The 20938-nt window shown below is 41.2% G+C and carries 26 protein-coding genes; 24 read left to right on the top strand and 2 right to left on the bottom strand.

The genetic code is table 11. The annotated features are described in order from the left end of the window. Positions 1–31: 31 nt before the first annotated feature. Positions 32–580, bottom strand: a complete 549-nt coding sequence (racA, locus tag ABVJ71_RS12645) for a chromosome-anchoring protein RacA (protein WP_353854323.1) — start codon at positions 578–580, stop codon at positions 32–34. A gap of 190 nt (positions 581–770) precedes the next feature. Here racA and prfA point away from each other — a divergent pair, with 190 nt between their 5' ends. The 21 genes from prfA (at position 771) to ABVJ71_RS12750 (ending at position 17717) form a co-directional block, all read left to right on the top strand. Then, a complete protein-coding gene (gene prfA, locus ABVJ71_RS12650; RefSeq protein ID WP_353854324.1) occupies positions 771–1838 on the top strand; it encodes a peptide chain release factor 1 in 1068 nt (355 codons plus the stop codon). Then, complete coding sequence (gene prmC, locus ABVJ71_RS12655; protein WP_353854325.1) at positions 1828–2718, top strand: peptide chain release factor N(5)-glutamine methyltransferase; 891 nt, start codon at positions 1828–1830, stop codon at positions 2716–2718. Before prfA ends, prmC begins: the two co-directional genes overlap by 11 nt. A 137-nt stretch (positions 2719–2855) precedes the next feature. Further along, the gene (locus ABVJ71_RS12660) at positions 2856–3335 is read left to right on the top strand and encodes a hypothetical protein (RefSeq protein WP_353856660.1); all 480 of its coding nucleotides are present in this window, start codon (positions 2856–2858) and stop codon (positions 3333–3335) included. A 120-nt stretch (positions 3336–3455) separates the two neighbouring features. Then, positions 3456–4106: a stage II sporulation protein R gene (gene spoIIR / locus ABVJ71_RS12665; protein ID WP_353854326.1), complete on the top strand. Its 651-nt coding sequence runs from the start codon at positions 3456–3458 to the stop codon at positions 4104–4106. A 63-nt stretch (positions 4107–4169) separates the two neighbouring features. Then, positions 4170–4625 (top strand): general stress acyl- n-acyltransferase, encoded by a 456-nt coding sequence (locus tag ABVJ71_RS12670; RefSeq protein WP_353854327.1) that lies wholly within the window; start codon positions 4170–4172, stop codon positions 4623–4625. A 148-nt stretch (positions 4626–4773) separates the two neighbouring features. Further along, the gene (locus ABVJ71_RS12675) at positions 4774–5817 is read left to right on the top strand and encodes an L-threonylcarbamoyladenylate synthase (protein ID WP_353854328.1); all 1044 of its coding nucleotides are present in this window, start codon (positions 4774–4776) and stop codon (positions 5815–5817) included. Positions 5818–5888: 71 nt separating this feature from the next. Next, positions 5889–6440 (top strand): manganese efflux pump MntP family protein, encoded by a 552-nt coding sequence (locus tag ABVJ71_RS12680; protein WP_353854329.1) that lies wholly within the window; start codon positions 5889–5891, stop codon positions 6438–6440. 64 nt (positions 6441–6504) lie between these two features. After that, complete coding sequence (locus tag ABVJ71_RS12685) at positions 6505–6963, top strand: low molecular weight protein arginine phosphatase (protein WP_353854330.1); 459 nt, start codon at positions 6505–6507, stop codon at positions 6961–6963. Between the two features lie 140 nt (positions 6964–7103). Beyond that, positions 7104–7553, top strand: coding sequence for a ribose 5-phosphate isomerase B (gene rpiB, locus ABVJ71_RS12690; RefSeq protein ID WP_353854331.1), 450 nt, complete (start codon positions 7104–7106; stop codon positions 7551–7553). Between the two features lie 13 nt (positions 7554–7566). Further along, positions 7567–8106, top strand: coding sequence for a TIGR01440 family protein (locus tag ABVJ71_RS12695; protein ID WP_353854332.1), 540 nt, complete (start codon positions 7567–7569; stop codon positions 8104–8106). Positions 8107–8282: 176 nt separating this feature from the next. Continuing rightward, positions 8283–9530, top strand: a complete 1248-nt coding sequence (gene glyA, locus ABVJ71_RS12700; RefSeq protein ID WP_353854333.1) for a serine hydroxymethyltransferase — start codon at positions 8283–8285, stop codon at positions 9528–9530. Positions 9531–9676: 146 nt separating this feature from the next. Further along, complete coding sequence (upp, locus tag ABVJ71_RS12705; RefSeq protein WP_353854334.1) at positions 9677–10306, top strand: uracil phosphoribosyltransferase; 630 nt, start codon at positions 9677–9679, stop codon at positions 10304–10306. 493 nt (positions 10307–10799) lie between these two features. Further along, positions 10800–11183, top strand: a complete 384-nt coding sequence (locus tag ABVJ71_RS12710; protein ID WP_353854335.1) for an ATP synthase subunit I — start codon at positions 10800–10802, stop codon at positions 11181–11183. 25 nt (positions 11184–11208) lie between these two features. Next, the gene (gene atpB / locus ABVJ71_RS12715) at positions 11209–11925 is read left to right on the top strand and encodes a F0F1 ATP synthase subunit A (protein ID WP_353856661.1); all 717 of its coding nucleotides are present in this window, start codon (positions 11209–11211) and stop codon (positions 11923–11925) included. 49 nt (positions 11926–11974) lie between these two features. Further along, positions 11975–12187: a F0F1 ATP synthase subunit C gene (gene atpE / locus ABVJ71_RS12720; RefSeq protein WP_353854336.1), complete on the top strand. Its 213-nt coding sequence runs from the start codon at positions 11975–11977 to the stop codon at positions 12185–12187. Positions 12188–12307: 120 nt separating this feature from the next. Then, positions 12308–12829: a F0F1 ATP synthase subunit B gene (gene atpF, locus ABVJ71_RS12725; protein WP_353854337.1), complete on the top strand. Its 522-nt coding sequence runs from the start codon at positions 12308–12310 to the stop codon at positions 12827–12829. After that, positions 12826–13371 (top strand): F0F1 ATP synthase subunit delta, encoded by a 546-nt coding sequence (locus ABVJ71_RS12730; protein ID WP_353854338.1) that lies wholly within the window; start codon positions 12826–12828, stop codon positions 13369–13371. Before atpF ends, ABVJ71_RS12730 begins: the two co-directional genes overlap by 4 nt. 16 nt (positions 13372–13387) lie before the next feature. Next, positions 13388–14896 carry a F0F1 ATP synthase subunit alpha gene (gene atpA, locus ABVJ71_RS12735; RefSeq protein WP_353854339.1) on the top strand — a complete coding sequence of 503 codons (1509 nt, stop codon included), beginning with the start codon at positions 13388–13390 and terminating at the stop codon, positions 14894–14896. 88 nt (positions 14897–14984) lie between these two features. Further along, complete coding sequence (locus ABVJ71_RS12740) at positions 14985–15851, top strand: F0F1 ATP synthase subunit gamma (protein WP_353854340.1); 867 nt, start codon at positions 14985–14987, stop codon at positions 15849–15851. A 24-nt stretch (positions 15852–15875) separates the two neighbouring features. Beyond that, positions 15876–17297 (top strand): F0F1 ATP synthase subunit beta, encoded by a 1422-nt coding sequence (atpD, locus tag ABVJ71_RS12745; RefSeq protein WP_353854341.1) that lies wholly within the window; start codon positions 15876–15878, stop codon positions 17295–17297. 24 nt (positions 17298–17321) lie between these two features. After that, complete coding sequence (locus ABVJ71_RS12750) at positions 17322–17717, top strand: F0F1 ATP synthase subunit epsilon (RefSeq protein ID WP_353854342.1); 396 nt, start codon at positions 17322–17324, stop codon at positions 17715–17717. Between the two features lie 48 nt (positions 17718–17765). Here the strand turns inward: ABVJ71_RS12750 and ABVJ71_RS12755 are convergent, their stop codons facing one another. Further along, positions 17766–18266 carry a hypothetical protein gene (locus ABVJ71_RS12755; protein ID WP_353854343.1) on the bottom strand — a complete coding sequence of 167 codons (501 nt, stop codon included), beginning with the start codon at positions 18264–18266 and terminating at the stop codon, positions 17766–17768. A 138-nt stretch (positions 18267–18404) separates the two neighbouring features. On the opposite strand from ABVJ71_RS12755, the gene ABVJ71_RS12760 reads away from it, so the two are divergent. From ABVJ71_RS12760 to murA, 3 genes are all read left to right on the top strand, one after another. Further along, complete coding sequence (locus ABVJ71_RS12760; protein WP_353854344.1) at positions 18405–18635, top strand: DUF1146 family protein; 231 nt, start codon at positions 18405–18407, stop codon at positions 18633–18635. Positions 18636–18763: 128 nt separating this feature from the next. Next, positions 18764–19498: a YwmB family TATA-box binding protein gene (locus tag ABVJ71_RS12765; protein ID WP_353854345.1), complete on the top strand. Its 735-nt coding sequence runs from the start codon at positions 18764–18766 to the stop codon at positions 19496–19498. 32 nt (positions 19499–19530) lie between these two features. Beyond that, positions 19531–20838, top strand: a complete 1308-nt coding sequence (murA, locus tag ABVJ71_RS12770; protein ID WP_353854346.1) for a UDP-N-acetylglucosamine 1-carboxyvinyltransferase — start codon at positions 19531–19533, stop codon at positions 20836–20838. Positions 20839–20938 lie beyond the last annotated feature (100 nt).

Consider the following 20938-nt stretch of genomic DNA (forward strand, 5'->3'; position numbering starts at 1 on the left):
TAGAAAGGCTGCCTGTTTTAGGCAGCCTTTCTTAGCGAAATGATTGAAAGAGAGGGAAAAGCACACGTTTCTTTTTGATCTCAGAGTGTGCGGTTTCCTTTTCTTCTTTTACTTTGGATAGTTGTTTGAGTGAAGTAGTCAGGTGTTCGAGCCGTGCAGTTAAATCTTCAATTTCCCTTCGATGCTGTAATAGCTGATAAGAGACACCCTCATCGGCTTTTTTCGCAAGCTTCCGCTCAAGCTCGTTTAAACGATGTTCAAAAGCATTGGCGTGTGATGGCTGTTGAAGCAGTTGTTTTACTTGCTGTTCTAGTGCTTCAACTCTTTGTGTATAAATTTTAGATTCTGCGGCAGGTGCGAGCTGATGGGCCGTCTCTTCATCAATTGGTAGTCTAATCTCTTGCAGAAGCACACCATCACTTAGTTGCTGTTTAACTTGCTTGAGCAGCATCACATTGTCTTCAGAGAATTCATAATGCCCAAGTTCGTTCCGGGCGACAGGGATATGGAGTTGTTTGACCCAGCGCTGAATCGTTTTTGAAGAGACACCAATTTCCTTTGCAACCTCATTTGTATTCAAACCAAAAGCCCTCCCTTTTTTCGATTATAAGTATCATTCTCTTGAGAGAGGACTCGCTCCTTCACCTTAGACAAAACAAGTAACCATTCGCCAAAGAAAGTGGTTTTTAGTGAAAAATTGATATTTTTTTGACTGTCATATCCCGCTATACTATAATTAGACTGTTACGCACAAAACAGAGGTGAAGACCATGTTAGACCGTTTAAAATCAATTGAAGAACGCTATGAAAAGCTAAATGAATATTTAAGTGATCCTGAAGTGGTGAACGACCCTAAGAAGCTTCGAGAATATTCAAAGGAACAATCTGATATTCAAGAAACTGTTGAGGTATATAGACGATATCGTGAGGCGTATGAACAGCTAAGTGATGCGAAAGCTATGTTAGAAGAGAAGCTGGATGCCGACATGCGCGACATGGTCAAGGAAGAAATTTCAGAGCTCACTGAAGAAACAGAACGTTTGGAAGACAAGCTGAAAATTTTGTTGATCCCGAAAGACCCAAATGACGATAAAAACGTTATTGTAGAGATTCGTGGTGCAGCGGGCGGAGAAGAGGCTGCTCTTTTTGCAGTAAACCTTTACCGTATGTACAGTCGATATGCTGAAATGCAAGGCTGGAAAACCGAAGTTATGGAAACAAGTGTAACTGGCACAGGTGGATATAAAGAAATCATTTTCATGATCAACGGGAAAGGCGCTTATTCCAAATTGAAATTTGAAAATGGCGCACACCGCGTGCAGCGTGTTCCTGAAACAGAATCAGGCGGCCGTATTCATACATCGACTGCAACAGTTGCTGTTTTACCTGAGGCAGAGGAAGTAGAAGTTGATATCCATGAAAAAGATATTCGTGTAGATACGTTCGCATCAAGCGGGCCTGGCGGACAAAGTGTTAATACCACAATGTCAGCTGTTCGATTAACTCACCTTCCAACAGGTGTCGTTGTTTCCTGTCAAGATGAGAAATCGCAAATCAAAAACAAAGAGAAAGCAATGAAAGTGTTATGTGCTAGAATTTACGATAAATTCCAGCGTGAAGCACAAGCTGAATATGATCAAACACGTAAATCTGCTGTCGGAACAGGGGATCGTTCAGAGCGTATCCGTACATACAACTTCCCGCAAAACCGTGTAACAGACCACCGAATTGGATTGACGATTCAGAAGCTTGATCAAATACTTGAGGGTAAACTTGATGAGGTCATTGATGCATTAATTGTTGAAGATCAATCAAGAAAGCTTCAAAATGAAAAATAATTATCAACGAACGATTTTTGAAGCCCTTAAATGGGCTTCTTCTTTGTTAACAGAAGCCGGCAGAGACCAAAATGCATCTGAAATCCTTCTCATGCATATACTCGGATTGAGTAGAAGTGAGCTCCTCGCACGGTTTCATGATCCGCTACCAGAGGAACAGGATCGTCTGTTCAGTGACTTTGTCAAACAGCACGAACTTGGGGTGCCTGTTCAACATTTAATTGGCTTTGAATACTTTTATGGTCGCCCCTTTGAGGTAAACAAGCATGTCCTCATTCCTCGTCCTGAAACGGAAGAAGTCGTTCTCTGTGCACTGAATATGCTGAATGATGTATTTCCGCATGATCAGCAGTTGTCAGTTGTTGATGTTGGCACAGGAAGCGGTGCCATTGCAATTACTTTAGCGCTTGAAAATAAGCTTCTAACTGTGACAGCGACGGATATCTCACTTGATGCGCTTGAGGTAGCGAAACGAAACCAGCAAGCACTTGGTGCTGACGTTCACTTTTTACACGGGGACTTACTTGAACCTGTGATTGCTCAAGGAATAAAGGTGGATTTGTTCATTTCCAATCCGCCCTATATTGCAGTAGAAGAAATGGGCAACCTGTCTGATGTTGTGACAAAGCATGAACCAGAGAATGCACTGACTGATGGGCGTGACGGGCTGTGGTTTTACCAGCGTCTGACCCGAGATCTCCACAAAGTATTAAACAAGCAAGCTGTTGTCGTATTTGAAATTGGACACACGCAAGCACAAGATGTACAAGCGCTTCTCGTCCAAGCATTCCCTTCTGCAGATGTGAGCATCGTACAAGATATCAACGGAAAGGATCGAATTGTTTGCGCACACATTCAAATGGAAAGTCCGGCTAAATAAAGTCGGACTATTTTATTATGTAAAAATGAAACTAATGGTAAAAGAGATACGTATATATAAAAGAGTGAACATTCTGATCATGATTTTTTACATAAATTTCTATTGAAGGAGCGAATGGTGTGAATAGAAGGTATACGATGGTGTTGGTCATCGTCAGTGTACTATTGATTGTGAGTGCTTGCGGTAAACCGAGCTTTAAAAAAGAGGCGGCAGCATTTGGGGAAAACTATAAAAAAGCACAATACACAGTGAATCGAACGGATGACCTATCTGAAATGAAAGAGAAGTTGAAGTTTTATTTAACAGAGCATGAATATCAGGAATATACACAAGACAGTATGTTTCCAAGTGTATTAGAAGCAGCCAAGGACCAAGATTGTCAAATTAAGCTGAAAAAAATAACGTTTACATCTTCAGATGAAAGCGATGACAGAATTGAGTTTGACTATAAAATGATGATTCAATTTATCGATCAAAAAGGAAATATCAAAAAGGAAATCGAGAAAAAAGGACAAATGACTGTCATTCAAACGGAATCAGGTTTGAAAATTAGCCGAGATTGGGACGGAAGGCTTTATCCGTCTGACTACCAATCATCCCCCCAAAGTCGTTCATAAAAGGAACGGCTTTTTCATTTATCTCTCATAGTCTATTAAAAAATTCATTTTCTTGTTTATGAAAAGGGATTCCTGGACACAATGTTTATAGCAAAGCGAAAAAGCAGGGGGAATCACATCATGTTAAAAAATAAAATGTTGATCTGTCTTTATATGTTTCTATTATTATGCGGAGCTTTTGCACACCTAGGTCAAGAGGAGACGGCGACAGCATCTGCCAATCAACCAGTCGTGATACCAGATGAAGCCATACGGTTACGTATTTTAGCAAACAGTAATCGTTCGGCTGATCAAGATGTGAAAAGAAGCATTCGAGATGAAGTGAACGCCAACATAACTGAATGGGTCAAAGACCTGACATCGATTGAACAAGCGAGACGTGTCATTCGGTCAAAGCTCCCAGAAATCAATCGAATGGCCAAAGAGAAATTGAAAGAACAAAATATCAATCAATCTGTATCGGTCAGTTTTCAAAAAGCTTCCTTTCCAACGAAACTATATGGAAACTTTGTCTATCCGGCCGGAGAGTATGAAGCGATTTTGATCACCTTGGGAGAAGGGGATGGAGCGAACTGGTGGTGTGTGTTATTCCCGCCTTTATGCTTTTTAGATTTTTCTAATGGAGAAGCCGTTGCTTCTCCAGAAAGTGATCATGAAGGTCAAGCAGTGCAAACAAGTGAGTCCGTCAATGAAGCGGTCAAAGAAGATGAAGGCGAGACTGGTGAAGTGAAATTCTTTCTTCTTGAATGGGTCTCTAGTCTTTTCTCTTGAAAAAGGTATAAATCCGTTTTTGCCTCATAGAGTTGAAGTAAGAGAACAAAAAGAGGTGAAAGCATGTATTATCAATTAAGGATTGCCACAGAAGAAGATGCTCCAGCTATCAATGCTTTTCTGGAAAAGGGACAAGCCAAAGGTGGCGTGACGATCGCGGACCGTACACAATTTGTTGTCATGGAAGATGCAGATCATCAACTTGCGGGCTGTTTAGGCCTTGAACGGCTAAATGAACAAGAAGGGCTACTGCGCTCGCTCGTTATATCAGATAAACTCGGTCAGGGTCATATTGTATCTTTATTTCAAAGTGTGCAAACATTGGGAGAAAAACGAGGTGTGGATACTTTCTATGTAGTGGCGAATCATGCATCCTCTAAAGAATTTTTAGCATTAATGGGCTTCTCACCTTTAAAGAAAATGCCAAAAAGCATTTGGTTATCGGAGCATGCGAAAGAGTCATTGGGGATAGAACAAGCTGTTGTGCTGCAAAAAAGGGCAGTTAGTCACAAAACATAGGACTTATACACATACTTATCCACTGATAAACAAGTGTTGTCCACAATTTGTGGACAACACTTGTTTTATTTAGCGCCATCTTTTATACTTTCAACAGGATAATTGAGATATATCAACAGTTATATCTTTTTTAGAAGGAGTTTGTCTGATGTTAAATACAAAAAGGTGGTCTGTGGATTCAAAGAATGATTTATCCACATACTATCCACAAATTGAACAAGCAGCCCTGCTACTGCAACAAAACGAAGTTGTCGCTTTCCCGACAGAAACTGTTTATGGGCTAGGGGCAAATGCCAAAGAGACAGAGGCAGTCTTGAAAATTTATGAAGCGAAAGGACGTCCGAGTGACAATCCGTTGATTGTGCACATTGCGGAGGTTCAGCAGCTTCATGAATTTGCGCAAATAGCAAACGAGAAAGCGAAAGCACTGATGGACGCTTTTTGGCCAGGGGCTCTAACTATTATTCTTCCTTGTAAGCCAGGTACTTTATCGAAGCATGTCACAGCTGGATTATCCACAGTGGGTGTGAGAATGCCTGATCATCCTGTTGCGCTTGAACTCATTCGAACGGCTGGTCTGCCGATTGCCGCACCGAGTGCCAACCGCTCAGGTAAGCCATCTCCAACTCAAGCGGACCATGTCGCAAGTGACTTGGATGGAAGAATAGCCGGTATTGTCGATGGTGGGTCTACTGGTATAGGTGTTGAGTCGACTGTTGTATCATGCCTAGATGAGATTCCGGTGATTTTAAGACCAGGCGGTATTACAAAAGAGGCTTTGGAAGAAGTGGTAGGAACAGTTAACGTGGACCCAGGGTTAACGAAAAAGGACGAGGTTCCTGTATCACCCGGCATGAAATACACACATTATGCACCTGAGGCACATATGTATATCTTTCATGGAAGTGATGAAGACATGCAGCATCACATTTTTTCCTATCAGACTGCTGGTAAAAAAGTAGGTGTTCTTACAACAGAGGAAAAGAAGCACTTATTTTCAGCAGATGTTGTGTTGAGCTGTGGATGGAGGGAGAAGCCTGAAACCATCGCTGCCAATTTATATCATGTGCTCAGACAATTTGATGAAACAGACATAGACCTCATCATTTCAGAAGCTTTTGCAGAACAAGGAGTTGGTTCAGCCATTATGAACCGCTTGCAAAAAGCGGCAGGAGGGCGTACGCTCTCTTAGTTGTCAAACAGTTCTAACCTTTCTTGGACAAACATAGGTTAAAGGAGAATGCGTGTCCAAGGGGGATTTACATGTACGAAATAGGCGAATTGTTGACTCTCAGTATCATGGCTTTTGCACTTGGCATGGATGCCTTTTCGGTTGGACTTGGCATGGGGATGATTCAACTAAGAGCCCGCCAGATTATTTATATTGGTCTTGTGATTGGTGTATTTCACATGTTTATGCCGCTTTTTGGCATGCTGACAGGTCAGCTTTTATCTGGATGGCTAGGTTTCCTTGCGACCTATATCGGTGGATCGCTGCTTTTAGTACTAGGTTTGCAAATGATCATAGCTTCTATTAGTCATCAGGATGAACCATTTATTGTTCCTGTTGGGGCTGGTCTTGTACTTTTTGCCACCAGTGTCAGCTTAGACAGCTTTTCGGTCGGATTAAGCTTGGGAATTTACGGCTCAAGGGTGTGGATGACCATTTTATTATTTGGTTTTTTTAGTATGATGCTTACATGGATTGGATTATTACTTGGTAAACAGGTTCGTTCATGGGTCGGTTCATACAGCGGGACGCTTGGTGGAATTATTTTAATAACATTTGGTGTCAAATTATTATTTCCGCTATAGCCAACCTTCTTACATAACAATTAGAATGAATTCCATATATAATAGAAGAAAAGGAGGGCAAAACATGAATATCTTATTTGTTTGTACTGGTAATACATGCAGAAGTCCGATGGCCCAAGCCCTTTTTACTTCAATTGCTGACGAAAAACGATTGCAGGTAAAAGTGAAATCAGCGGGCATTTTTGCATCTGATGCTGGAAAAGCTTCTCCCCAAGCGATCGAAGCATTATTTGAGAAAAGTATTCCATTAAATCATTCTTCATCGAGACTGACAGAAGAACTTATTTCAGAAGCGGATTATGTTTTTACAATGACTTCCCAGCATAAACAGTTGATTTTGGAGCAATATGAGGATACAGAAGGGAAGGTATTCACATTAAAGGAATTTGCGACAGGGATAGATGGAGATGTATCCGACCCATTTGGAGGAAGCCTCTCCACTTATCAGGAAACACGTGATGAATTAGAAGACTTGCTGTATCAGTTGGCTGAAAAGTTGGAAAAGGATATAGAACCCTCATAAATGAACAAACTGTTAAACCGTTGCGTTAACAGTTTTTCTGTCTTGTTTGCAATTGAGTAGGCAGAGGTTAAAATATAACTGTGAATATCAATTTAACAGAACACATTTCAGATGAACTCACCATTAGGAGGAATTGCCCGATGAAAGTAGCCATTGCATCCGATCACGGCGGAACGAATATTCGTGAAGAAATCAAACAGTTGATGGACGAATTGAAGATTGAATACATTGACATGGGTTGTGAATGTGGATCAGGTTCAGTAGACTATCCAGATTATGCATTTCCTGTTGCCAATATGGTCGCAAACGGGGAAGTCGATCGTGGAATTTTAATTTGCGGGACAGGTATCGGCATGAGCATTTCGGCAAATAAAGTGAAAGGCATCCGCTGTGCACTAGCACATGATACATTCAGTGCGAAGGCTACAAGAGAACACAATGACACGAATGTTCTTGCGATGGGAGAGCGTGTCATTGGGCCAGGTTTAGCAAGAGAGATCGCACGCATTTGGCTGACGACAGAGTTTGCAGCAGGACGTCATGCGATTCGTATTGGCAAAATCACTGAGTATGAAGAAAAGCACCTATAAGGAGCGCTTGAATATGAACATTGGTCAAGATTGGCTTGAAATGTTAAAAGAATTTCATCAAACAGTCAAATTGCGGGCTGGGCAAATTCTAGTGATTGGTTGCAGTACTTCAGAAGTAGCTGGTGAGCATATCGGGACAGCTGGGAGTGAGCAGATCGCAGAGGTGATCTACAATGAGCTGGATCAACTTAGACAGGAGACGGGCATTGAGCTTGCCTTCCAATGCTGTGAGCACTTGAATCGTGCGCTTGTCATCGAAGAAGAAATGGCCTGCCGGTTGCAATTAGAGATTGTGAAAGCTGTGCCCGTTCGCAAAGCGGGCGGCTCCATGGCTGCGTATGCTTATCAGCAAATGGAGCAACCAGTGTTAGTTGAATCAATTGCAGCGCATGCAGGAATTGATATTGGAGATACATTGATCGGGATGCACTTAAAGCGTGTAGCAGTACCTGTACGTATCAGTCGCCATCAATTAGGACAAGCGCATGTCACTTTTGCAAAAACAAGACCAAAACTGATTGGCGGGGAACGAGCGGTTTATACAACACCGTAACTCGAATATATTTCTAATATAATGTTGAATGATGAAGGCGATCTATCACTCGAATATTCGGTTTTTCATAAAAAAGAAGTCATTTTTCCAAAAAAACTTTTACATTTTACTCAAAAACCGTGTACAATGAGATGGTAAAAACATCGAATGGAAATAGATTGGAGAGGATTTCGCTGATGAAACATTTACCTGAGCAAGACGCACAAGTATTCAAAGCAATTCAACTAGAGCGCAAACGCCAGCAGGACAAAATCGAATTAATTGCATCAGAAAACTTCGTAAGCGAAGCGGTCATGGAAGCGCAGGGCTCGGTCTTAACAAACAAATATGCTGAGGGTTACCCTGGTAAACGCTATTATGGCGGCTGTGAACATGTAGACGTTGTAGAAGATATCGCACGTGAGCGCGCAAAAAAAATTTTTGGCGCTGAGTATGTGAACGTACAGCCTCATTCAGGTGCTCAAGCAAATATGGCTGTATACTTTACGATTCTTGAGCATGGCGATACGGTGCTAGGTATGAACTTGTCACATGGCGGACACTTAACACATGGTAGCCCTGTCAACTTTAGCGGGGTACAGTACAACTTTGTAGACTATGGTGTAGATAAAGAAACGCAGCTTATTGACTATCAAGATGTACTTCAAAAAGCACGTGAACATAAACCGAAACTAATTGTTGCTGGTGCAAGTGCATATCCTCGTCAAATTGATTTCAAAAAGTTCCGTGAGATTGCTGATGAAGTCGGTGCATACTTTATGGTAGACATGGCTCATATTGCGGGTCTTGTAGCAGCAGGTCTTCATCCAAATCCAGTTCCTTACGCAGACTTTGTAACAACCACTACACATAAAACATTGCGCGGCCCTCGCGGAGGAATGATTTTATGCCGTGAAGAGTTTGGTAAAAAGATCGACAAATCCATCTTCCCTGGTATCCAAGGTGGGCCACTGATGCATGTCATCTCTGCAAAAGCTGTTTCTTTCGGTGAAGTATTGAACGAAGATTTCAAACTATATGCACAAAACGTCATTGATAACGCAAAACAACTTGCTGAAACACTTTTATCTGAAGGCATTCAGCTTGTATCTGGTGGAACGGATAACCATCTTGTTCTCATCGACTTGCGCTCTCTTGGCATTACAGGGAAAATTGCAGAAAACGTTCTTGACGAAATCGGCATCACAGTTAATAAAAATGCAATCCCTTATGATCCAGAAAAACCATTCGTCACTAGCGGTGTACGTGTAGGGACGGCTGCAGTGACAAGCCGCGGCTTCGACAAGAAAGCGATGAAGGAAGTCGGTTCAATTATTGCGCTTGCTCTAAAACACCATGAAGATGAAGCGAAATTAGAAGAGGCGAAAAAGCGTGTGTCAGATTTGACAGATCGTTTCCCTCTATATAAAGGATTAGATTATTAAAAACAGACCCATTTGCCTATTTCTGGCATATGGGTTTTTTTTGTAGGATTTGCGAATCATATTGAAAGATGATGTCTTTTTATGTAGAATTGTAGGAAGTGTGCAAAGTTCACCGGAAGATGACAGAAAAGGAGTTGTCGCAAGCAATGGCAAAGGTTTATGTATTTGATCACCCGCTTATTCAGCACAAACTTACATATATTCGTGACGTTCATACAGGAACAAAAGAATTTAGAGAACTAGTGGATGAAGTAGCAACGTTAATGGCATTTGAAATCACGAGAGACTTACCGCTTGAAGAGGTAGAAGTAGAAACACCTGTACAAGTAGCAAAATCAAATATCATTTCAGGTAAAAAACTCGGTGTTGTGCCAATTTTAAGAGCAGGTCTTGGAATGGTAGACGGGATTTTGAAACTCATTCCAGCTGCAAAAGTGGGACATGTCGGTTTATACCGTGATCCGAAAACATTAAAGCCTGTTGAATATTATGTGAAGCTCCCATCTGATGTGGAAGAGCGTGATTTTATCGTAGTAGACCCAATGCTTGCAACTGGTGGTTCAGCTGTCGAAGCGTTAAACAGCTTGAAAAAACGAGGTGCGAAAAACATTCGCTTCATGTGCCTGATTGCTGCCCCTGAAGGTGTAGAAGAAATGCAGAAACATCATCCAGATGTGGATATCTACATTGCGGCATTAGATGAGAAATTGAACGAAAAAGGTTACATCATTCCAGGTCTTGGAGATGCCGGCGATCGTATGTATGGAACAAAATAAGGTCTGAGAACCCACATGCTAAAGTGCATGTGGGTTTTTTGGAAAATATGACAAACGATTGATACCGATCTTAGGAGAATCAATGTATACTGAATATTAACTGTTTTTTTCAATGAATGTCATATCTCTCCTAAAGTTTGATGAAATTGTGAACATTTTGTGTGCTCTATCAGTATAGAAAAGTTTTTTAACTTTCAACCGATTGACACATCATAGACGCTATTGTATGCTAAACGAGGGTATTATGGTAAGGTTTTCATAGCCTGTAGCACTCTACTAATCCTCATTGTGAGCCCTTTAATCATCAGGGTTTGCATCAGCGAATGAAGCAGAATCCCATAGATCTAAAGATTTCAAGTCTAATTGTACAATTAGACCGATGGGTGATTGATTTTTTTCGAACAGGGCAGCTTATCATAAGCGTCTTCTACGCAGTTCTCATCACCATTTATCACCTTTTTTACAATATTTTTCATCGGGAGCCAGATGATGAATGAACGATCCAAATGCTATTTTCCGCAGACAGAGTAAATACATGATGTATCTTTTGGCAATTTTTGTGTTTGGCTATGCCATGCCTGGTTTTAAACCATTGTTTCTTGGTTTCATTATCGGCACAATTTTTGCTTTCTTTAATTTATTCCTACTTATACGGAGAATGCATGTTTTTGATCGGGCGGTTAAAAAAGGGAAATCCATTCGTTCAATGGGAAGTACAGCCAGGTGGGCCAATGCAATTCTTGCAGTAGCGATTGCTTGGCGTTACCCTGATGAAGTTCATCTGGCAGGAGTGATTATAGGGTTAATGACAATATATCCTGTCATCATGATAGATTCCTTCATTCAACTTAAACGTTCTAGTATGGAAGAGAGGTGAATACTCTTTGGGTCACAGTTCAAAAATGATAGAATTTTTAGGGTTAACGTTCAATTTATCTAATATTCTCATGATCACGATTGCTAGTATTATCGTTTTCTTAATTGCGGTGTTAACTACTCGTGTTCTGTCAATTCGTCCAACAAAGGCGCAGAACTTCATGGAATGGATTGTTGATTTTGTTCGAAATATCATAGGTAGTTCGATGGACATGAAAACAGGAGCCCCATTTCTAGCGCTTGGCGTTACATTGCTCATGTACATATTTGTTTCAAACATGCTTGGACTGCCATTCTCGATTACGGTTGATCACAACTTGTGGTGGAAATCACCAACAGCAGACCCTGCAATCACAATGACACTAGCGATTTTGGTCATGGGATTGACCCATTATTATGGTGTCAAGGTAAAGGGTGTCAAGGAATATACGAAGGACTTTTTAAGACCAATCCCATTTTTAGTGCCGCTGAAAATCATTGAAGAATTTGCAAACACATTAACACTCGGTTTGCGTCTTTATGGAAATATTTTCGCTGGAGAGATTCTTCTTGGTTTACTTGCAGGACTTGCGACTAATTTCTATTCGCAAAACATTGCACTTGGGATTATAGGTACATTAGGCGCTATTGTGCCGATGATTGTATGGCAGGCATTCAGTTTGTTTGTTGGAACAATCCAGGCATTTATTTTTACCATGCTGACAATGGTTTACATTTCTCATAAAGTCAGTGACGAACATTAAAAAAATTGAGAGTCCAAAAAGGACGTTAATTTAAAGGAGGAGCTTTTTAATGAATTTAATAGCAGCAGCAATTGCAATCGGTTTAGGAGCACTAGGTGCAGGTATCGGTAACGGTTTAATCGTCTCTAGAACAGTTGAAGGAATCGCTCGTCAGCCAGAAGCGGGTAGAGAACTAAGAACACTTATGTTCATCGGGGTAGCTTTAGTTGAGGCCCTTCCAATTATCGCTGTCGTTATCGCATTCTTGGCATTCTTTCGTTAATATGTGAGAAGCGTTCTAATATGAATTTTAATGGCGAAGATCAGATAAGTTCGAAACTTCGCCATTCCTTTATGTTTTGTTTCTTAACATATTATTTAAAGAAGGGAGTTGCCGTACTAAATGTCACAGTTACCAGTGGTTTTAGGAGCAGGAGGCTTAAGCTTCAACGCTGGGGATATGTTGTTCCAGCTTATTGCCATGCTCGTCCTGCTTGCACTTTTAAAGAAATTTGCGCTTAAACCTTTATTAGGTATTATGAAGCAGCGTGAAGACTATATAGGGAATGAAATTTCAAGTGCTGAACAAAAGCATGTTGAAGCTGAAAAGCTTCTAGAAGAGCAACGTGTCTTATTGAAAGAAGCACGCGAAGAATCACATACACTCATTGAAAATGCGAAAAAACTTGGCGAGAAGCAAAAAGAAGAGATCATTCAAGCAGCACGTCAAGAGTCAGAGCGCTTGAAAGAATCTGCTAGAGCGGAAATCGTCAAGGAAAGAGAACAAGCTGTTGCTGCACTGCGTGAGCAGGTCGCATCACTTTCTGTAATGATTGCATCTAAAGTGATTGAAAAAGAACTAGATGAACAAGCACAGGAGAAATTAATTCAAGAGTACCTTCAAGAGGCAGGCGAAAGCCGATGAGCGTGACTATTGTCTCTAAGCGTTACGCTTCTGCTCTTTTTGACATCGTTCTTGCTTCTTCGGCAGTAGACGAAACTGAAAAAGAGCTGAATGAGATCAAAAAAGTTCTAATGACTGATCAAGAACTGAACGACTTTCTTGTTCATCCGAAAATTAATGCGGACAAAAAGAAACACTTGATTGCAGAAGCCTTCAAAGGTGTCTCAACTTATGTATTGCATACGCTGTATTTACTGATTGATCGTGGACGCACGAACATTTTTCCTGAGATGACTGCGGAATTTGTGAAACTTGCAAATCGCACGAAACAAATAGATGATGCGATTGTATATTCAGTTAAACCGCTTAGCGGTACGGAAATTCAATCTTTATCTGAAGTATTTGCTAAAAAGGCCGGGGTCACATCACTTCGTGTTAAAAATGTGATTGACAAGGATTTAATAGGCGGAGTGAAAATCCGTATTGGAAACCGCATATATGACGGCAGCATCAGCGGAAAGCTTTCCCGCATTGAACGTCAGCTTGCAGGCAAAAATCGTTAGAAGGGGTGAAACCTTAGTGAGTATCAAAGCTGAAGAGATTAGCGCGCTGATAAAGCAGCAAATCCAAAACTATCAATCTGAAATGGAAGTAAAAGATGTCGGTACAGTCATTCAAGTAGGGGACGGTATCGCGCGTGTACATGGCCTTGACAACATTATGGCAGGAGAATTGGTTGAGTTCTCCAACGGTGTAATGGGCATGGCTCAAAACCTTGAGGAGTCTAACGTAGGTATCGTTATTTTAGGACCTTACACAGATATCCGTGAAGGTGATGACGTTAAACGTACAGGTCGTATCATGGAGGTTCCAGTAGGTGAAGAATTAATCGGACGTGTTGTGAACCCGCTTGGTCAGCCTGTTGATGGAATGGGACCAATTTTAACAAGCAAAACTCGTCCAATTGAAAGTGAAGCACCAGGCGTGATGGATCGTAAATCTGTACATGAGCCGCTTCAAACAGGTATTAAAGCGATTGATGCCTTGATTCCAATCGGACGCGGACAGCGCGAATTGATTATCGGTGACCGTCAAACAGGTAAAACATCTGTTGCGATTGATACAATTCTAAACCAAAAAGATCAAAACATGATCTGTATCTATGTAGCGATCGGACAAAAAGAATCAACAGTTCGTGGTGTTGTAGAAACACTTCGTAAGCATGGTGCGCTTGATTACACCATCGTTGTAACAGCTTCTGCATCACAGCCAGCCCCACTTCTTTACCTTGCTCCTTATGCAGGTGTAACAATGGCTGAAGAATTCATGTATAACGGCAAGCACGTACTTGTTGTGTATGATGACCTTTCTAAACAAGCGGCAGCTTACCGTGAACTTTCTTTATTGCTTCGTCGTCCTCCAGGTCGTGAGGCGTTCCCTGGTGACGTTTTCTACCTTCACTCTCGTTTATTAGAACGTGCAGCAAAGCTTAGTGATGAAAAGGGTGGCGGTTCTATCACAGCATTGCCTTTCGTTGAAACGCAAGCTGGCGATATCTCTGCATATATCCCAACAAACGTAATTTCGATCACAGACGGACAGATATTCTTACAATCTGACCTCTTCTTCTCAGGCGTACGTCCAGCGGTAAACGCAGGATTGTCTGTATCACGTGTAGGTGGTTCTGCACAAATTAAAGCGATGAAAAAGGTAGCAGGTACACTTCGTCTGGATCTTGCTTCTTATCGTGAGCTTGAAGCATTCGCTCAGTTTGGTTCTGATTTAGACCAAGCAACTCAAGCAAAACTAAACCGTGGTGCAAGAACAGTTGAGGTCTTAAAACAAGACTTGAACAAACCGCTTAAAGTTGAAAAACAGGTTGCGATTCTTTACGCATTAACAAGAGGATACTTAGATGATATAGCGATTGCTGATGTGAAACGCTTTGAATCTGAGTTATTCTTATACCTTGAAGAAAACCATCAAGACTTGCTTGATACAATCTCTCAAACAGGAAACATGCCTGCTGATGAAGAATGGAAAGTAGCAATCGAAGGCTTTAAACGTACGTTTGCGCCAAGCAACTAATTAGTCATCTTTCCGAGAGAAAAAGATTCTCTTTTTCTCTCTTTTCACGTAAATGAACACGGATTCCTGAAAAAAGGTGGTGAAATCTTTGGCCTCATTACGCGATATCAAGTCAAGGATCACGTCAACGAAAAAATCGAGTCAGATCACAAAAGCGATGCAAATGGTTTCAGCTGCGAAACTTAATCGTGCTGAAAACAATGCGAAGTCTTTTGTTCCTTACATGGAGAAAATCCAGGAAGTCGTTGCTGCTATAGCAAATGGAACAAGTACTAAGCACCCAATGCTTCTTTCAAGACCTGTCAAGAAAACAGGATATCTCGTCATTACATCTGATAGAGGGCTTGCAGGACCTTTTAACAGCTCGATTTTGCGTACAGCTTACCAAACCATTCAATCTCGTCATCAATCCGTTGATGAATATGCGGTGATTGTCATTGGTAAAATCGGACGCGACTTCTTCAAAAAGCGCGGTATCCCAGTCATTTCTGAAGTAACAGGGCTTGGAGACGAAGTGGCGTTTGCTGAAATTAAAGAGTTAGCAAGCAGTACAGTTCAAATGTTCTCTGATGAAGCGTTTGATGAACTTTACATGTTCTACAATCATTTTGTCAGTGCCATTTCTCAAGAAGTAACTGAGAAAAAATTATTGCCGCTAACGGACATTTCGACCGCAGTTGCAACAAATAAGCGTTCAGCATCATATGAGTTTGAGCCTTCAGAAGAAGAAATTCTTGAAGTCCTCCTTCCTCAGTATGCAGAGAGCTTGATTTTCGGTGCGCTTCTTGACAGCAAAGCAAGTGAACATGCTGCAAGGATGACAGCAATGAAGAGTGCAACAGACAACGCAAAAGAATTGATCGACAACTTGACACTCTCTTATAACCGTGCTCGTCAAGCAGCGATTACACAAGAGATTACAGAAATTGTCGGCGGAGCAGCTGCCTTAGAATAGAAATAATTGTCAGGAGGGAATGCAATGAAAACAGGACGCATCTGTCAGATCATGGGACCAGTCGTAGACGTTCGTTTTGAAGACGGTCACTTGCCTGAGATTTATAATGCGATCAAAGTTTCGCATAAAGCGGAAAGTGAAAGTGAAGTTGATATCGACTTAACTTTAGAAGTAGCACTACATTTAGGTGATGATATAGTCAGAACCATTGCGATGGCATCAACAGACGGTGTTAAACGTGGCATGGAAGCTGTGGACCTTGGATCGCCAATTTCAGTACCAGTTGGTAACGCAACACTTGGACGTGTATTCAACGTACTGGGAGACAACATTGACTTAGATGAGCCTCTTGGAGTGGAAGTACCGAGAGATCCAATTCACAGAGAAGCTCCATCTTTTGATCAACTATCAACAGAAGTTGAAATTCTTGAAACAGGTATCAAAGTTGTTGACCTTCTAGCCCCATATATCAAGGGTGGTAAGATCGGTCTATTCGGTGGAGCCGGTGTAGGTAAGACCGTTCTGATTCAAGAATTGATCAATAACATCGCACAAGAACACGGCGGTATTTCAGTATTTGCAGGTGTTGGAGAGCGTACACGTGAAGGAAATGACCTTTACTATGAAATGAAAGATTCAGGTGTTATCGAAAAAACAGCAATGGTCTTCGGTCAAATGAACGAGCCTCCAGGTGCACGTATGCGTGTTGCTTTAACAGGTTTGACAATGGCTGAGCATTTCCGTGATGAACAAGGTCAGGACGTATTGTTCTTCATTGATAATATCTACCGCTTTACACAAGCAGGTTCTGAAGTATCAGCCCTTCTTGGACGTATGCCTTCTGCGGTAGGTTATCAGCCGACGCTTGCAACAGAAATGGGTCAGCTTCAGGAGCGTATCACATCTACAAACGTAGGATCAGTTACATCGATTCAAGCGATCTATGTACCTGCAGATGACTATACAGACCCAGCTCCAGCTACAACATTTGCTCACCTTGATGCAACGACAAACCTTGAGCGTAAGCTGACAGAAATGGGGATTTATCCAGCGGTTGATCCACTTGCATCAACATCTCGTGCACTTGCACCTGAGATTGTTGGCGAAGAACATTATGCCGTTGCGCGCGAGGTTCAGCAGACACTACAACGCTACAAAGAGCTTCAAGATATCATTGCCATTTTAGGTATGGATGAATTATCTGAGGAAGATAAGCTTGTTGTACACAGAGCTCGTCGTGTTCAATTTTTCTTATCTCAAAACTTCCACGTAGCAGAACAGTTTACTGGTCAAAAAGGTTCTTACGTGCCATTAAAAGAAACTGTTCAAGGCTTTAAGGAAATCTTATCTGGTAAATACGATCACCTTCCTGAAGATGCTTTCCGCTTAGTCGGGCGCATTGAAGAAGTGGTTGAAAAAGCCAAAGAGATGGGTGTAGAGGTCTAATCTGGTCCTTAGGAGGGTAAAAGCATGAAGACCATTCAAGTCAATATCGTTACTCCCGACGGCCCAGTGTATCAAGCGGATGTGGAAATGGTCAGTGTAAGAGCAGAAAGCGGTGAGCTTGGAATTTTAGCTGGCCACATTCCAATGGTTGCTCCGTTAAAAATCGGTGCTGTTCGCTTAAAGAATGGGAATTCAACTGAATTGGTAGCTGTCAGTGGCGGATTCATTGAAGTTCGTCCTGACAAGGTGACAATTCTCGCTCAAGCCGCTGAAACATCAGAGCAAGTTGATGTAGAACGTGCAAAATTAGCAAAACAGCGTGCTGAAGAGCATTTGAACCACCCGAATGAAAGTGATGTACGCCGGGCGGAACTCGCATTAAAACGAGCGTTAAACCGTTTAAATGTAGCAGGGAAATAAAATGGAAAATCCTTCTTATCACTAAGATAAGAAGGGTTTTTTTAAGAATTACATGAACGAATGATATAAAGACACATAAGGATGAGATGCTTGTTTTTCAAGATATAAATGCTCACAAAACTGCATACTATGCCACGTTTTATTGTTTCGGCGCAAACCAAGCGTATATTGATGCGAGGAGTCCATATAAGGGCGCACGACCCAGTCAGCATCGGGATGATGTCGAATCACTACCTCTCCCACATATACACTCATCATGGCTTCTAATGCATCAATTGGCATTTTCCACTCAGCAAAAAGCTGCTGAGCAAAAGCATGAAAATATAAAGATTCTAGCTGATAAAGGCTCTCTTGTGAATAATCCAAAGAAATGTGATGAAAATGACACAATTGTGCTAATTCTTCTAGCTGTGACTGTCTATAATCAAAGTAGAATGCAATGGCCTCCCATTCATGATCGAAGGAGGGAAGCAGTTCTCCGTACAAATCAACAAAGTGGGGAAAAGAATCTTTCAATATGTTCAGCTCCTTCCACACGCAGTATATCATCTCCTTGGCATCAACATAAGAGGAGATTCACGCTAAATGTAGCTCTTTTTTCCAAATGAATCATCTTTCCGATTTTTCGGGGATATAATGAAAGGGAGTTTTCCTTTACAGAAATAAATACAAGGAGGATCGAACTGTATGGAAGATCTGGGACAACAAGCAATTGTCAGTATTGTAATCCATCTATTTTTTATTGCTGTTACCTGGTGGGCTTTGCTTGCCGTTAATATTGAACCATTGATTAAAAAAGGGAAAGTCGTTCAAGCCAGATTGCTAATGATGCTACTCACCATTGCCATTGCATCAACAGTCAGCAATTTCTTCCTAGATTATTTAAATTTCTCCAGACAAATCCCTTATATGTTTTAAATGAAGGTTTGGCCACATCCACCTGCGGGAACATAAACAGAAGCGTCAAAAGTATGGCTTTTTAATCACTTTTTCCACGTATGCATTCCTCTCCTTGCGGCAACACTTGTAGCAAGGGGGAATGACAAGTGAGAAAGTATTTAAAAGGTTGGCAATTGTTAGCGTTTATTCTTTTATTTGTCCTTATGTTTCAGGGTGTTCGTGCCGAAGAATTATCACCGCTCGCTCAAATGGCGAAAGGTCTCAAACAACAGCAAGTGGAAGTCGATGGCTGGACACTTCACGCCAAAACAAATATGGACATCACCTCAAAACAATTTTCTAAAAAAGTGAAACGTTTGAAAGACGAACTACGACAGTATGAGTGGACTGAAAAAAAAGAAAAACATGTCACCAAAGTTACAGGAACGTACAAAGACAAAAAAAATGATACATTTTCAAAAATTTTACTCGTAAAGACCGACACAAAAAACAAACAAAAGTCGTATTTATTATATGAGCAAAAAGGTGCTCGCCCCCTGAATACTTGGAATAATACATATGATCAGTTCGTACGTCATGCAAAAAGCATATTACAAGAAAAAATTGTGATTTTTACTTGTCTCGATGGTCATGTAAATGGTATGATGGATGTTGTTTTGCAAAAAAAAGCTGAAATGTTAGCTAATGAATTTCAAGCAAAGCCAGTTGAGTATCTCGTTGAGTCTAAATTTGTATCGCTTTCCGCTTACACAGATAAGTGGGAACAGTTCATTATGACTTCAAATGATAAAATGAATCTTCAAATTGCCATCAGAAGTTCGGAAATGAACGAAAAACATACGATTACGGTTGGCACACCAATCGTAACGACTGAATATTAATATAGAGAATTTGGGACGCGGAGGGGAAGACCTTGGAAAAAATCATCGTCCGCGGCGGTAAAAAGTTAAACGGCACAGTTAAAGTAGAAGGCGCGAAAAATGCCGTTTTACCAGTTATCGCTGCATCTTTGTTAGCAAGTACAGAAAAAAGCGTAATTTGTGATGTACCTACGCTCTCCGATGTATATACAATCAATGAAGTGTTACGTCATTTAGGAGCAGAAGTACATTTTGAAAATAACGAAGTATCAGTAGACGCATCTAATGCATTACAAACTGAGGCTCCGTTTGAGTATGTTCGTAAAATGAGAGCATCTGTGCTCGTCATGGGACCACTTTTGGCTAGAACAGGTCATGCAAGAGTTGCATTACCTGGCGGCTGTGCAATTGGTTCAAGACCAATTGACCAGCATTTAAAAGGATTCGAAGCGATGGGAGCTAAAATTCAAGTAGGTAATGGTTTCATTGAGGCTGAAGTAAAAGGTCGACTAAAAGGTGCGAAAATCTATTTGGATTTCCCAAGTGTAGGAGCAACTGAAAACATCATCATGGCAGCAGCATTAGCAGAAGGAACAACAATCTTAGAGAATGTTGCAAAAGAACCAGAAATCGTTGATTTGGCAAACTACATCAATGCCATGGGCGGTAAGATTCGCGGAGCAGGTACTGGTACGATTAAGATTGAAGGTGTAGAAACACTTCACGGTGCAAAACATACCATCATCCCTGACAGAATTGAAGCAGGTACTTTCATGGTAGCAGCAGCCATTACAGAAGGAAATGTCCTTGTGAAAGGTGCAGTACCAGAACATCTTACATCGCTTATTGCGAAAATGGAAGAAATGGGTATTCAAATCATTGAAGAAGAAGAAGGTTTAAGAGTGATTGGACCATCTGAGCTCAAGCCAATTGATCTAAAAACAATGCCGCATCCTGGGTTCCCAACGGATATGCAATCTCAGATGATGGCGCTATTGCTTCGTGCGAACGGAACAAGCATGATCACAGAGACTGTTTTTGAAAACCGTTTTATGCATGCTGAGGAATTCCGCCGAATGAATGGCGATATTAAAATTGAGGGTCGTTCTGTCATTATCAATGGACCAGTTCAACTTCAAGGAGCTGAAGTGGCAGCTACTGATTTGAGAGCAGGAGCAGCACTTGTACTTGCTGGATTAGTGGCAGAAGGTCATACACGTGTCACTGAATTGAAGCACATTGATCGTGGTTATGTAAATTTCCATCAAAAACTTGCAGCAATCGGTGCGGATATCGAAAGAGTAAGCGAAGAATCAGCAGATATCACAAAGGAACAGGTCGTTTCAGATCTGAATGCGTAATAAAAAAGGAATCAGTGTGTCGACAGCGACATGCTGATTTTTTTTTTAGAATCATAGAATGAATAATTCAAAAGCTTATCATTAGTGTATCCAATTGTCT

This window comes from Bacillus sp. Bos-x628 (assembly GCF_040500475.1).
GTDB lineage: Bacteria > Bacillota > Bacilli > Bacillales > Bacillaceae > Bacillus > Bacillus maqinnsis.

What these genes read in the sequence shown, in the direction of transcription:
- prfA (WP_353854324.1), top strand. Translation starts at nt 771, where the DNA reads ATGTTAGACCGTTTAAAATCAATTGAAGAACGCTATGAAAAGCTAAAT.
- prmC (WP_353854325.1), top strand. Translation starts at nt 1,828, where the DNA reads ATGAAAAATAATTATCAACGAACGATTTTTGAAGCCCTTAAATGGGCT.
- ABVJ71_RS12660 (WP_353856660.1), top strand. Translation starts at nt 2,856, where the DNA reads ATGGTGTTGGTCATCGTCAGTGTACTATTGATTGTGAGTGCTTGCGGT.
- spoIIR (WP_353854326.1), top strand. Translation starts at nt 3,456, where the DNA reads ATGTTAAAAAATAAAATGTTGATCTGTCTTTATATGTTTCTATTATTA.
- ABVJ71_RS12670 (WP_353854327.1), top strand. Translation starts at nt 4,170, where the DNA reads ATGTATTATCAATTAAGGATTGCCACAGAAGAAGATGCTCCAGCTATC.
- ABVJ71_RS12675 (WP_353854328.1), top strand. Translation starts at nt 4,774, where the DNA reads ATGTTAAATACAAAAAGGTGGTCTGTGGATTCAAAGAATGATTTATCC.
- ABVJ71_RS12680 (WP_353854329.1), top strand. Translation starts at nt 5,889, where the DNA reads ATGTACGAAATAGGCGAATTGTTGACTCTCAGTATCATGGCTTTTGCA.
- ABVJ71_RS12685 (WP_353854330.1), top strand. Translation starts at nt 6,505, where the DNA reads ATGAATATCTTATTTGTTTGTACTGGTAATACATGCAGAAGTCCGATG.
- rpiB (WP_353854331.1), top strand. Translation starts at nt 7,104, where the DNA reads ATGAAAGTAGCCATTGCATCCGATCACGGCGGAACGAATATTCGTGAA.
- ABVJ71_RS12695 (WP_353854332.1), top strand. Translation starts at nt 7,567, where the DNA reads ATGAACATTGGTCAAGATTGGCTTGAAATGTTAAAAGAATTTCATCAA.
- glyA (WP_353854333.1), top strand. Translation starts at nt 8,283, where the DNA reads ATGAAACATTTACCTGAGCAAGACGCACAAGTATTCAAAGCAATTCAA.
- upp (WP_353854334.1), top strand. Translation starts at nt 9,677, where the DNA reads ATGGCAAAGGTTTATGTATTTGATCACCCGCTTATTCAGCACAAACTT.
- ABVJ71_RS12710 (WP_353854335.1), top strand. Translation starts at nt 10,800, where the DNA reads ATGAACGATCCAAATGCTATTTTCCGCAGACAGAGTAAATACATGATG.
- atpB (WP_353856661.1), top strand. Translation starts at nt 11,209, where the DNA reads ATGATAGAATTTTTAGGGTTAACGTTCAATTTATCTAATATTCTCATG.
- atpE (WP_353854336.1), top strand. Translation starts at nt 11,975, where the DNA reads ATGAATTTAATAGCAGCAGCAATTGCAATCGGTTTAGGAGCACTAGGT.
- atpF (WP_353854337.1), top strand. Translation starts at nt 12,308, where the DNA reads ATGTCACAGTTACCAGTGGTTTTAGGAGCAGGAGGCTTAAGCTTCAAC.
- ABVJ71_RS12730 (WP_353854338.1), top strand. Translation starts at nt 12,826, where the DNA reads ATGAGCGTGACTATTGTCTCTAAGCGTTACGCTTCTGCTCTTTTTGAC.
- atpD (WP_353854341.1), top strand. Translation starts at nt 15,876, where the DNA reads ATGAAAACAGGACGCATCTGTCAGATCATGGGACCAGTCGTAGACGTT.
- ABVJ71_RS12750 (WP_353854342.1), top strand. Translation starts at nt 17,322, where the DNA reads ATGAAGACCATTCAAGTCAATATCGTTACTCCCGACGGCCCAGTGTAT.
- ABVJ71_RS12755 (WP_353854343.1), bottom strand. Translation starts at nt 18,266, where the DNA reads ATGATATACTGCGTGTGGAAGGAGCTGAACATATTGAAAGATTCTTTT.
- ABVJ71_RS12760 (WP_353854344.1), top strand. Translation starts at nt 18,405, where the DNA reads ATGGAAGATCTGGGACAACAAGCAATTGTCAGTATTGTAATCCATCTA.